This is a genomic window from Patulibacter medicamentivorans (genome assembly GCF_000240225.1).
In the GTDB taxonomy this organism is placed as follows: Bacteria; Actinomycetota; Thermoleophilia; order Solirubrobacterales; family Solirubrobacteraceae; genus Patulibacter; species Patulibacter medicamentivorans.
This window is the reverse complement of the sequence record NZ_AGUD01000064.1, coordinates 1-11666: the sequence shown is the minus strand read 5'-3', so window position 1 is coordinate 11666 and position 11666 is coordinate 1. Positions and strand designations below refer to the sequence as shown.

Annotated in this window: 11 protein-coding genes and 1 pseudogene; 6 read left to right on the top strand and 6 right to left on the bottom strand. The window is 73.6% G+C overall.

Annotated elements, in window-relative coordinates:
- Window positions 1-37: 37 nt before the first annotated feature.
- On the bottom strand, window positions 38-793 hold the full coding sequence (locus PAI11_RS06725) for a tyrosine-protein phosphatase (protein WP_007572206.1): 756 nt from the start codon (window positions 791-793) through the stop codon (window positions 38-40).
- A gap of 112 nt (window positions 794-905) precedes the next feature.
- Here PAI11_RS06725 and PAI11_RS06720 point away from each other — a divergent pair, with 112 nt between their 5' ends.
- The gene (locus PAI11_RS06720; protein ID WP_138974142.1) at window positions 906-1457 is read left to right on the top strand and encodes a hypothetical protein; all 552 of its coding nucleotides are present in this window, start codon (window positions 906-908) and stop codon (window positions 1455-1457) included.
- Between the two features lie 8 nt (window positions 1458-1465).
- On the opposite strand, the gene PAI11_RS06715 is transcribed toward PAI11_RS06720, so the two are convergent.
- Window positions 1466-1864 (bottom strand): NUDIX hydrolase, encoded by a 399-nt coding sequence (locus PAI11_RS06715; protein ID WP_007572204.1) that lies wholly within the window; start codon window positions 1862-1864, stop codon window positions 1466-1468.
- A gap of 542 nt (window positions 1865-2406) precedes the next feature.
- On the opposite strand from PAI11_RS06715, the gene PAI11_RS24055 reads away from it, so the two are divergent.
- A complete protein-coding gene (locus tag PAI11_RS24055; protein ID WP_007572203.1) occupies window positions 2407-2679 on the top strand; it encodes a helix-turn-helix domain-containing protein in 273 nt (90 codons plus the stop codon).
- A gap of 29 nt (window positions 2680-2708) precedes the next feature.
- Here the strand turns inward: PAI11_RS24055 and PAI11_RS06705 are convergent, their stop codons facing one another.
- The 4 genes from PAI11_RS06705 to PAI11_RS06690 all read right to left on the bottom strand — a co-directional run bounded on the left by PAI11_RS06705 (window position 2709) and on the right by PAI11_RS06690 (window position 6764).
- Window positions 2709-2963 carry a hypothetical protein gene (locus tag PAI11_RS06705; RefSeq protein ID WP_007572202.1) on the bottom strand — a complete coding sequence of 85 codons (255 nt, stop codon included), beginning with the start codon at window positions 2961-2963 and terminating at the stop codon, window positions 2709-2711.
- A 64-nt stretch (window positions 2964-3027) separates the two neighbouring features.
- Window positions 3028-4029 carry a DUF559 domain-containing protein gene (locus PAI11_RS06700; RefSeq protein ID WP_007572201.1) on the bottom strand — a complete coding sequence of 334 codons (1002 nt, stop codon included), beginning with the start codon at window positions 4027-4029 and terminating at the stop codon, window positions 3028-3030.
- Between the two features lie 133 nt (window positions 4030-4162).
- Window positions 4163-5521 carry a fatty acid desaturase family protein gene (locus PAI11_RS06695; RefSeq protein ID WP_007572200.1) on the bottom strand — a complete coding sequence of 453 codons (1359 nt, stop codon included), beginning with the start codon at window positions 5519-5521 and terminating at the stop codon, window positions 4163-4165.
- A 100-nt stretch (window positions 5522-5621) separates the two neighbouring features.
- A complete protein-coding gene (locus tag PAI11_RS06690; protein WP_007572199.1) occupies window positions 5622-6764 on the bottom strand; it encodes a ferredoxin reductase in 1143 nt (380 codons plus the stop codon).
- A gap of 92 nt (window positions 6765-6856) precedes the next feature.
- Here PAI11_RS06690 and fabR point away from each other — a divergent pair, with 92 nt between their 5' ends.
- The 4 genes and pseudogenes from fabR to PAI11_RS06670 all read left to right on the top strand — a co-directional run.
- On the top strand, window positions 6857-7582 hold the full coding sequence (gene fabR, locus PAI11_RS06685) for an HTH-type transcriptional repressor FabR (protein WP_007572198.1): 726 nt from the start codon (window positions 6857-6859) through the stop codon (window positions 7580-7582).
- Between the two features lie 103 nt (window positions 7583-7685).
- A complete protein-coding gene (locus tag PAI11_RS06680) occupies window positions 7686-7886 on the top strand; it encodes a hypothetical protein (protein ID WP_138974141.1) in 201 nt (66 codons plus the stop codon).
- A 242-nt stretch (window positions 7887-8128) separates the two neighbouring features.
- A complete protein-coding gene (locus tag PAI11_RS06675) occupies window positions 8129-10939 on the top strand; it encodes a hypothetical protein (RefSeq protein ID WP_138974140.1) in 2811 nt (936 codons plus the stop codon).
- Between the two features lie 211 nt (window positions 10940-11150).
- Window positions 11151-11666 (top strand): annotated as a pseudogene (locus tag PAI11_RS06670) (hypothetical protein); the annotation flags it as partial.

Here is an 11666-nt window from a genome sequence, read left to right as displayed (position 1 = left end):
CGCCTGGCGCGTCGGCTGACGCCGCCCGGCCGGCGGGTCAGCGGCGGAAGCGGCGGCGCCGCCTGGGCTCGGCCAGCGCCGGCCGCGGCGGGACCGGGACGCCGTCCAGCAGCGCCCGCGGGACGGTGGTCGTCAGCCACTCGGCGAGTGGCGCGTGGCCGGCCTCCTCGATCGGCTCGCGCAGCCCCGGCACCCGGCGGATCGGGTCGTGGGCGTCGGAGGCGACGACGTGGGCCAGGCCGTCGTCCACCAGCCCGCGCGCGCGGGCCTGCACCGTGCGGCCGAAGAAGCCGGTCAGGGCGCCGGCGGTGATCTGCGCCAGGCAGCCGGAACGCAGCAGGCGGACCAGCAGCTCGGGGTCGGCGTGGAAGCAGGCGCAGCGCTCGGGATGGGCGAGGAGGATCCGCACGCCGCGGCTCTGCACCAGCCCGACCAGCCCCTCGACCCCGGGGGCGTCGACCGTCAGCGGCGCCTCGAGCAGCAGCCACGGCCCGTCGCCGAGGCGCAGCTCCGCCAGCTGCTCGGCGGGCAGCTCGACCGCGTAGGTGAGCGCGACCTCGGCGCCCGCGAGCACCTCCAGGTCGATCCCCGCGGTCCGCAGCTCGCGGTTGAGGTCCGCGACCGCGGTCGCGATCGCCTCGGCCGTGTTCTGGTGCCCCCAGCCGACGTGCGGCGTGGCGACGACCGTCCGCACGCCCCGGTCGACCTGGGCCCGCGCCACCGCCAGGCTGCCCTCCAGGTCGTCAGGACCGTCGTCGATCCCGGGCAGGATGTGGCAGTGCAGGTCGATCACGGGTCGACTCGATGATGGCGCATCGGGCGAGCGGCCCGGTGCGATCGCCGATGACCGCTGTCAGGAACGGCGACGCGTCGCCGTATAGGGGTTCCGAGGGCGCGCGACCCGCATGCCCACGATCCCACAGGAGACCCCCGTGCAGAAGAAGACGATCGCGACGCTCGGGCTCGCGCTGGCGGTCAGCGGCGCCGGCGCGACCGGTGCTTCGGCCCAGACGGTCTGCCCACCCGGCGGGACGTCCCCGTACTGCTCGAGCACGCCGCCGATGACCATCGCCGAGCTGGCGGGCACGGACATCAGGAGCTTCCTCTCGCTGGGCCCGCTCGGCGAGCTGTTCAGGCTGAACTTCGTCCACGCCCGGGTCGGTTCGACGATCACGACGATCAAGGCCTCCCGGCCCGGCACCTACAACGTCCGCGTCCAGCGGACGGTCAACGGCAAGCGGTTGACCGTCATCCGCGGCGACCGGACGGTCAAGGGCAAGAAGATCAAGCCCGCCAAGATCCGCCTGACGGTCACGACGAAGGGCCGGAGCTACCTGCGCAGCAAGGCCAAGGCGGGGACCAAGACCCTCAAGTTCCGGATCGCCGTGACCTTCACGCCCGCGGGCAGCTCCACCGGGGCGACCACGGTCACCTCCGCGAAGCTCGACCTCACCTAGCGGCGCGGTCAGGCCGCGGCCAGCAGCTCCTGCGCCGCGCGCAGGAGCTGACGGTCGGCCTCGTAGGTCAGGAGCGCGGCGGCGTCGTCGAACGACAGCCAGCGCAGCTCGTCGACCTCGTCGTTGGCGGCGAACGTCCCGCCGTCGACGGTCATCAGCCAGTAGCGGACGACCTTCGGCCGGCCCTTCTGGTCCTGGTAGTGGACCTCGGGCAGCTCCTCGCCGGCCGTGCAGCGCAGGCCGGTCTCCTCGACGACCTCGCGCAGCGCGGCCTGGAGGAACGTCTCGCCGGGGTCGAGCTTGCCCTTCGGCAGCGACCAGTCGTCGCGATAGGGCCGGTGGACGACGGCGGTCAGGCCGTCGCGGACGAGCACGCCGCCGGCGGCCTGGACCTCGCGGGGGAACATCGCTCGAGGCTATCGAGCGGTCGCGGCGACCGGGCGGACTCGGCCGCGGCCCCGCCGGCGGCGGGGGCCGGGTTGGACGGTCGCCGACCCCGGGTGTACGGTCGCGACCATCGGCGGTCCGGTTCTGGAACGTCGGCGTGCGCGGAGGTGAATATCGTCGATATGGGGGATTGCGCGGCGACCGTTCGGGTCGTTGACTTAGGATTTCGGGGGGTCAACCCGAGCGTGTCGCCTTCCGGGGGGATGGCGACACACGAATCTGTCGGGGGTCGGGCGGCGCGTGGTGCGTCCGCCCGGCCCCCGTGCAGGACCTTTGCGAAGCAGGACGCCAGGGAGGGTGCGGGTCGCCCCTCTCGGGTGCAAAGAGACGATCAGGAAAAGGGGTGGAACGGCGTATGCCGTGGACGACAGGAGGACCGCGCTCCGAACGATGGCGCCGGTACCGCGCGCCGGCGATCGACGACGGTCGGGGTGGTGATGCGCGTCTGCGACTGGTCGACCGGGCCGGTGCCGGCCCGCTGGCCGCCCTCGGCCAGCGACCGGTGCGGCCGCGCAACCTGACCCCCCGCGAGCTCGAGGTGGTCGCGCTGGTGGTCGAGGGACTCGAGAACGAGGAGATCGCCGAGCAGCTGATGATCTCCCCGCACACCGTCCAGAGCCACGTCTCGAACGCGCTGGCGAAGCTCCAGGTGCGCACGCGCACCCAGCTGGCGGTCGCCGTCCTGCGCCGCGGGCTGGTCCCGCTGCACCCCGGCGGCGCGCCGCCCGTGGACGATCCCGCGAGCGCCCGGGCCCTCGGCGGCGCCGAGGGCTGAGCCGGCGGGCGCCGATCGGCGCCCGTGGGCTAGGGGCGGTCGCCCTCGGCCGGGCCGGCGCTCTCCGCGTCGGCCCCGCGCTCGGCGACCTCGGCCTGGCGGTCGGCCTGGGCCAGCTGCGACGCCTCGCGCATCTCGAAGACGTCGGTCGCCCAGTCTCCGAGCTCCCGCGCGACGTCGCGGACGGCACCGGTGATGATCGTGGCGATCCGGCCGACGTGGGTGGCGCCGGACTCCACGACCTCCTGGACGGTGTCCTTGCGCGTCTCCAACGGCGTCGGCATGTACGCCAGGGTAGATGCTCGGCGCCGATCGGTCACGTCGCGGGTGCCGGCTCGGGTCGGGCCGTCATGTCTCGGCGGGCGTTCGCGTCGGCGCGGGATCGCCCGTCACGCCCGTCGCGCCCGTCACGGCCGGCGCCCGGCCGGTCGCGCGCAGGCGATGCGTGGCCACGATCCGGTCCGCCGTGGCCGCCCGCGACGAGCGCAGCTGCGCAGCGGTCAGGCGCAGCACCAGCCAGCCCGCCGCGGCCAGGTCGGCGTCCCGCTCGCGGTCGGCTTCGAAGGCGGCCGATCCGCCGTGGCCGTCGCGACCGTCGGCCTCGACGACCAGCCGCGCGTCCGGCCAGGCGAAGTCGGCGCGGCAACGGCGGCCCGTGGCCCCGGTGAGCGGGAGCTGGCGGATCGCGGGTGGGAGCGGCAGCCCCTCGAGCAGCGCCGCCACCTCGTCCTCCAGCGGGCTCTCGGTGCCCTGGCGCGCCGTCAGCCGCGGGTCGAGCAGGCGCAGCTTGCGACGGCCGGGGTGGCGCGGATGGCGCGCGACCACGTCGAGCAGGCCGTCCGGGGGGATCAGCCGGCGGTACTGCCCCTCGCGCAGCAGCCGCTGGAGCTGGTCGGCGCTGGTGGACGGGATCGCGGCGATGTCGAGCACCGTCCGCGGTGCGGTGGTCGTGGGGATGCCCCCGGAGCGGTGGACGTCCGAGCCGTCGAGCCTGCGAGCGCGGTGGAGGACCACGCCGGACGCTCGTCGGCCGTTGACGCCGACGATCGTGACGTGGTGCCGGGGTGGGACCCCGGCAGTGAGGTCGAGTGCGGCGGCCGCCGACCAGTGGCTCAGGACCACCGTCCCGTCCAGGTCGTCGCCACCCGCGTGGAGCACCGCGGCGTAGCGAAGGCCTCGATCGTCGAGGTGCGGGGCGAGCGCATAGACGCCGCGCAGGACCGGGAACAGCCGCGCGGCCTGGACCCGGGCCCCGACCGCACGACGACTCAGGCCGCAGGCGAGCAGCTGGCGGATCGAGACCACGCCACGCTGACGGCGGGCGACGCTGGCGATCCGCGCGTCGATCATGGCCCGATGATCGCCGGGCCGCGGTTGCGCGTGGCGCCCCCGCCGTGCCAGATCTGCGGCGAAACGCCGCCGTCACCCGACCGGTGCGCGTTTGGCACCTGACAGGTGCCAAACGCGCACCGGAGCAGCTCGGCTAGACCGCGGCGCGCACCGCGCGGGTGGCGCCGCGCAGGGTCCGGACGACGGTCTTGGCGAGCCGGCCACCGGTCTCGCTGGCGACGAAGGCATCGGCCTCGGCGCCCGTCGGCCAGGCCAGCCGGACGATCTTGCGGGCGACGGTGAACAGCTGGTACGGGAGCGGGCCACCGTTGTACTGCAGGCCGTAGCGCTCGCAGACCTCGCGGACCTCGTCGGAGATCTCGGCGTAGCGGTGCGCCGGGATGTCCGGGAACAGGTGGTGCTCGATCTGGAAGCTCAGGTTGCCCGACATCACGTGGAAGAGCTTGCCGCCGGTCAGGTTGGACGAGCCGAGCAGCTGGCGGACGTACCAGCCGCCGCGGGTCTCCTCGGCGGTCTCCTCGACGGTGAACTCCTCGACGCCGTCCGGGAAGTGGCCGCAGAAGATGATCGAGAAGGTCCACAGGTTGCGGACCACGTTGGCCGTCGCGTTGCCGGCCAGGACGACCGGGAAGAACGGGCCGGCGAGCGCCGGGAACAGCAGGTAGTCCTTGCCGGCCTGGCGGCGGACCTTGTGCCAGATCGCCTGCATCATCGGCAGCCGCGCCTTCCAGTCCCAGCGGCCGTAGCGGGCGTCCTCGACCTCAAGGTCGTGCAGCGCCACGCCGTACTCGAACAGCAGCGCCAGCAGCGACGCGTAGACCGGGTTGCCCAGGAAGTAGGGCTCCCACGGCTGGTCGTCGCTCATCCGCAGGATGCCGTAGCCGACGTCGCGATCCTTGCCCACGATGTTCGTGTGGGTGTGGTGCATGTAGTTGTGGCTGTGGCGCCACTGGTCGGCGGGACAGGCGGTGTCCCACTCGAAGGTCCGGCCGTTGAGCTCCTCGTCCTGCATCCAGTCGTACTGGCCGTGCATGACGTTGTGGCCGATCTCCATGTTGTCGAGGATCTTCGACGCGGAGAGGGCGGCGACCCCGGCCAGCCAGAACGGCGGGATGAAGCCCAGCTCGAGGGCGATCCGGCCGCCGATCTCGAGCCGGCGCTGGGCCTTGATGACCTTGCGGATGTAGGTGGCGTCGCGCTCGCCGAGGTCGGCGACGTGCTTGGCCCGGATCCGCTCCATCTCGCGGCCGAACGCGTCCAGGTCGTCCTGGGAGAGGTGCGGGACGGCGCTCAGCGGCGCGTCGGCCACGCGGCGCGAGGGGTCGATGCGGCGGCGCTCGCCGGCGTCGGTCCGGGCGGCGCGGCGCGCGGCGGCGCTCGCCTCGCGGTCCGGCGCGCTCGGCGACAGCGGCGTCGAGGGATCGAGCGCCGGGACGAAGGTCGCCTCGGCGGGCGTCTCGGTGGTCTCGTTCGGGGTGGTGACGGGGTTCATGGTCTGTCTCCTCGTGCGGGGACGTCGGGAAGCGGGGGCGGTCGCGATGACCGGGAAGCGGGGGCGGTGCGGGGACCGGGAAGTCGGGTGGGCCGGGTGGCTAGAGGTCGAGCGTCACGTCGCCGACGGCGGCCGAGACGCAGATCCGGATCTCCTCGCCGGGCGCGCCGTAGATGTCGCCGGTCAGGGTGTCGCGGACGCGGCCGTGCTCGAGCTTGCACTTGCAGCTCTGGCAGATGCCCATCCGGCAGCCGTGGGTCGGCGACAGCCCGGCCTGCTCGGCCTGCTCCAGCAGCGAGCGGCCCGTCGCCTCGACGGCCTGGCCACTCTGGGCGAACGTGATCCGGCCGAGCTGGTCGGGGTCGATCTCGGGCAGCTCCGGCGGGGCGAAGTGCTCGTAGCGCAGCGGGGTCGTCAGCTCGTCCTCGGCCCAGATCTGGCGGACCGCCTCGACCAGGGCGCCCGGGCCGCAGACGAAGGCGGCGGCGTCCCGATCGGCCGGCAGCGCGACGCGCAGGTGCTCGCGCGTCAGGTGGCCGGCCAGGTCGCCGTCCTGCCCGGCGCGGGTGTAGGCGCGCAGGACCGTGACGTTCGGGTGCGCGGCCTCGACGGCGGCCAGGTCGTCGGCGTAGAGCAGGTCGCCGGCGGTGCGGGCGTAGTGGAGGAAGACGACCTCGCCGCCGTAGCCCTCGTCGGTCAGCGTCCGCAGCATCGCCAGCACCGGGGTGATGCCGCTGCCGCCGCTGATCAGGACGATCCGGCCGGGCCGCGGCCGCGGCAGGACGAACTCGTCGCCGATCGGCATCGAGAGGCCGACGAACATCCCGACGTGGGCGTTGCGCTTGAGGTGCTGCGAGACGACGCCCTCGGGGTGGGTGCGGACCGTCAGCTCGATCGTCCGTGCACGGATGTCCGCCGAACCGGAGGGCGAGTAGCAGCGGCGATGCCGGACCCCGTCGACCTCGACGGTGATCTCGACGTGCTGGCCGGCGAGGAAGCCGGGCCAGGTGACGGTCGGGCGCAGCGTCAGCGTGACGCTGTCCTCGTTCTGGTGGCGGACGTCGACGATCTCGCCCCGGATCCGCTTGACGGCCCAGCCCGGCCGGAGCAGCTCCAGGTAGTGGTCGACGTTGTGGGGGCCGGCGAGCGCGTCGGCCAGCGGCGTGTCGAGCAGCCGCTGGGTGAGACCGCGACGGCGGCTCCGGCGAGCGGCGGCGGGCGGGGCGGTGGCGGAGGGCGTCATCGGCTGGGCTGTTTCAGTGCACGAGTGTTCGGTGAACAACTGTGCACGAAGTTAGGCGGCCGAGCGCCCCGGGTCAAGCGATCCGTACTCTGGTGTCGGTGACATCGCGCACACCGAGATCTCGCGGAGGGCGATCGAGCAGCGGCCATTCCCGCTCGCGGTCGTCGCGCGACGAGGTCGTCCAGCGGACCGGCGACGAGGGCCTCTCGCGCCAGGAGCGCAAGCAGCGGACCCGCCAGGCGCTGCTCGACGCGGCGCTCGCGCGGCTCGAGGACCACAGCTTCGGCGCGCTGAGCCTGCGCGAGGTCGCCCGCGAGGCCGGCATCACCCCGACCGCGTTCTACCGCCACTTCGAGTCGATGGAGGACCTGGGGCTGGTCCTCGTCGACGAGTCGTTCCGCTCCCTGCGCGAGATGCTGCGCGCGGGCCGCTCCGAGGTCGCCGCCCCGGGGGACGAGATCCGGGCCTCGGTCGCGATCCTCGTCCGCCACGTCCACGAGCACCGCGCGCACTTCCGCTTCATCGCCCGCGAGCGGTCGGGCGGCAGCGCCGGGCTGCGGACCGCGATCCGCCACGAGATCCGCCTGTTCTCCAGCGAGCTGGCGACCGACCTGGCCCGCTACCCGATCCTGCGCGACCTGCCGACCGCCGACCTGCAGATGATCGCCAGCCTGATCGTGGCGATGATGGTCTCGGCCGTCGAGTCGATCCTCGACGCGCCGCTCGACCGGCCCGAGGTCGAGGCCGAGATCCGCGCGACGGCCGAGCAGCAGATGCGGCTGATCGTGCTGGGGGCGTTGCAGTGGCGGGCGGGGTGACGAGGCGCCGCCCCTCGGTGCTCCGGGCGCGGGGGCGCGGCGGCCGATGAGGCGCTGGCGGCTCCGGAGCCTCACCGACCGGGGGTTCCTGGTCTTCTCGATCGTGCTGTCGATCGTGAGCTACCGGGTCATCCACTGGCTCGAGCCCGACGGCCTCTCGTTCATCGCGTCGAGCGCCGTCGAGATCGGACTGATCGTCGCCGTCGCGATACCGCTGTATCTGGCCCTGCTGACCAGGTACGCAACGCCAGCGACCCGACGGGTCGACGGCCGCGACCGGAACGGGCGAGTGTCCGACGGGTAGCGTCCCCGCCCTCGATCGGCGGCGTCGCGTGCGGTGCCGCGGGGGCGAGCGTCGCATTCGGATCGCGCTCTACCTGGACGCGTTCCCATACGTTCGCTGAGTTCGGTGGACGCCGGCGTCTCGTGAGCGTACGGTGTCGCCGCCGATCCGTGGATCCCCCGCGGCCCTAGGGAGGGGCCGAACGCGGACCGGCAGCAGAGGAGAGCTGCGTGTTGCCGATCCCGGTCCCATCCGATCGTTCGTTGCCGAATCCGACCGCCCCGCCGCCTGTTGGCGCGGCGCGGACCGTCCGCCGGCTGGTGCTGGCCGTCGTGGTCGCGCTGCTGGGCGGCCTGGGCGTCGCCGCGACGGCCGGCGCCTACGACATCACGGCGTTCACCGGGACGGTGGTGCGGCCCGACGGGACGACCTATGCCGATCTGGCCGGTGAGCATCCCGATGGCGGCATCGTCGACTTCACCTTCGCGACCGACGGGAGCGGCGAGCCAGTCGGGAACACCAAGGACGTCCGAGTCGACATCCCGCCGGGGTTGGTCCCCAACCCCGAGGCGTTCACGCGATGCACCGACGCGCAGCTCAGCGCCAAGTCCTGCCCCGTCGGCTCGCAGATCGGGAAGCAGGAGCTGACCGTTCGGGCGACGATCCCGACGCTGGCGCTGCTGCTGCAGCCGACCCGTCAGACGCTCAAGCTGCAGGTTCCGCTCTACAACATGACGATCGGGGCCGATCAGGTCGCCCGCTTCGCCTTCAACCCGGCGATGGCTCCGGCGTCCGGCCAGGCCAACGGCGACAAGTCGCCGATCCAGATCATCGGCGGCGTTCGCGACACCACCGACGCCGGACTGTTCTTCACGATCAGCAACCTGCCCACCAATCCGGCCGTGGTGCGATCGAAGCTGACGTTCTGGGGAACGCCGGGATTGACGTCGCACGACGCAGAGCGGGGGAAGTCCTGCACGAACTCGGACAACGGCATCGTCCAGGGCGCCATCAACACGGCACATCTCCTCGAGGCCGGCATCGCCGGACCGTGCAGCCCCGGCGGCCAGCCCCTCCCCGTCAAGGACACCCCCTTCCTCACCAACCCGACCCGCTGCGCCGGGCCGCTGACGACCCGCCTGACCACCTGGTCCTACGCGGGCGAGCAGCGCAACGCCAGCTTCGACACCCCCTACGGTGCCCTCGACTGCGCGGGCGTGCCGTTCGCGCCGACCGCGGTCTTCGGTCCCGGCAACGTCGGCAACGACGCGCCGATGCCGCTGACGGTCGGCCTGCGGGTGCCGCAGGCGACCTCGAGCAGCGTCCGCGGCAGCGCCCACCTGGACCGGGTCGCCGTGACCCTGCCTCCGGGGACGACGATCAGCCCGTCGGCGGCCAACGGCCTGCAGACCTGCTCCGACGCCCAGTTCGGCCGCGGGACGCACAACCCGATCGCCTGCCCGGCCGCGTCGAAGGTCGGCACGGCGCGGATCGCCACGCCGCTGCTGCCCGACCCGCTGGTCGGCACGCTCTACGTCGGCGATCCGAAGCCCGGCGACCGCTACCGGCTGCTGCTGGTCGTCGACGGCCACGGCGTGACGCTGCGGCTGGTCGGCTCGATCCAGCCCGATCCCGCCACCGGTCAGGTGACGGCGATCTTCGACCACAACCCGCAGCTGCCGTTCACCGCCTTCGACCTGAGCTTCGACGGCGGCCCGCGGGCGATCGTCGCCAGCCCGCAGGCGTGCGGCAGCGCCACCGGCAACGTCCGCTACGGCGGCTGGTCGGGCGCCACGGTCGACGCCCCCGCCGGCTTCCAGGTCGGCGGCTGCGGCGGCGACGCCTTCGCCCCGACGCTGTCGGCGGCCGCCGGCTCGTCGAAGTCCGGCGCCTACGCGCCGCTGACGGTCGGCTTCGGCCGGCCCGACGGCCAGCAGTTCCTCAGCCGGGTCCGGGTCGACCTGCCGCCCGGGCTGCTGGCCAAGATCAAGGGCGTCCCGCGCTGTGGCGGCGCCCAGATCGCGCAGCAGGCGTGCCCCGAGGCCAGCCGGATCGGCACCGCCTCGGTCCAGGCCGGTCCCGGCCCGGCGCCCTACCCGCTCTCCGGCCCGGTCTACCTGACCGACGGCTACCGCGGCCAGGCGTTCGGCATGGTGACCATGATCCGCGCGATCGCCGGTCCCTACGACCTCGGCACGGTCGTCGTCCGCCAGTCGATCGGGATCGACCCCAACGACGCCCACGTGGTGGTCGAGAGCGACCCGCTGCCGCAGGTCGTCGAGGGGATCCCGCTGCGGCTGCGCCAGCTGCAGCTGGGCATCGACCGCCCGAAGTTCGTCCGCAACCCGACCTCGTGCGGGACCGCCAAGGTCCGGGCGGCGCTCGGCTCGATCGACGGGACCGCCGCGCAGGGCTCCAGCGACCTGGCGTTCGAGGGCTGCAAGTCGCTGGCCTTCAAGCCCAAGGTCTCGCTGCGGTTCACCGGTCGCAAGCAGGCCAAGCGGCTGCAGCACACCGGCGTCACGGCGATCGTGACCCAGAAGGAGGGCGAGGCGGGGATCCGCAGCACCAGCGTCGCGCTGCCGACCGCGGTTTCGCTGGCGGCGGCCAACGCGAAGAAGCTCTGCGAGTACGCCGACGCCCAGCGCGACGCCTGCCCGAGGGACTCGATCATCGGGACGGCGATCGCCGAGACCCCGATCCTGGAGAAGAAGCTGCGGGGCCCGGTCTACTTCGTCAAGGGCATCCGCACCGACCCCAAGACCGGACGCCAGATCAAGACCCTGCCGCACCTGTTCGCGCCGCTGCGGGGTCAGGCGACGATCTACGTGCGGGCGATGTCGGCGATCAGCCGCAACCGGCTGGTGACGACGTTCCCGTCGCTGCCCGACGCCCCGATCACGAAGTTCACGCTCGTGATCAACGGCGGCAAGCACGGGATCATCGCCAACACCCGCAACCTCTGCCGCTCCGGGAAGCTGCGGGGCAGCGCGCGGCTCGAGGGCTACAACGGCGCCAAGCGCTCCAGCCGGCCGCTGATCGGGCTGCCGTGCAAGAAGGTCCGCAAGCGCTGATCGCGGGTCGCTGACCCGCGCTGCCGGCCGCGCGCCGCTCCTCCGGGGGCGGCGCGCGGCCGTTCCGGGGTCGCGTCGTCCGCCGCCGCGGCGCCGGCCGGCGCTCTTACGGTCCTCTGCGACAGGGCTGGCACCGTGCTCCCGGTCGGCTGCGCGCCGCCCGTCGGACGGGTGGGCGAGCGGCCGTCGCCGCCGTCCGACCCCCGGAGCCATGACCCGCCTGCACGATCTGCGCCGCTCGCCGTCGACCCTCGCCCTCGCCGCCCTGGCGGTGGCGCTGGTCGTGGTCGCGGTGATCGTCGTCGGGCCGGCGGACCCGGCGAGCGGCAGCCGCGAGCGGATCGTCAGCGTCCGCCGCGGCGTCGTCCAGTCGACCGTCTCCGGCACCGGCAACCTGCAGCCCGCCCACCAGGTCGACCTGGACTTCCAGACCAGCGGGCGGGTGAAGGCGATCTACGTGAAGGCGGGCGAGCACGTCTCCGCCGGCCAGCTGCTGGCCCGGATCGACGACTCCAGCCAGCGGGTGGCGGTGGCCCAGGCGAAGGCCGACCTGGCGACCGCCAAGGACCAGCTGGCGAGCGCCCAGGGCGGCGGGGCGACGGCGTCGGCGGGCGGGACGGCGAACGCGTCGGCCTCCGCCGGCGGCGTGACGACGGCGAACGCGTCGGCCACGGCCGGCGGCGGCGCGACGACGACCGCCTCGGCCACCGCCCGGGCCACGGTCGCG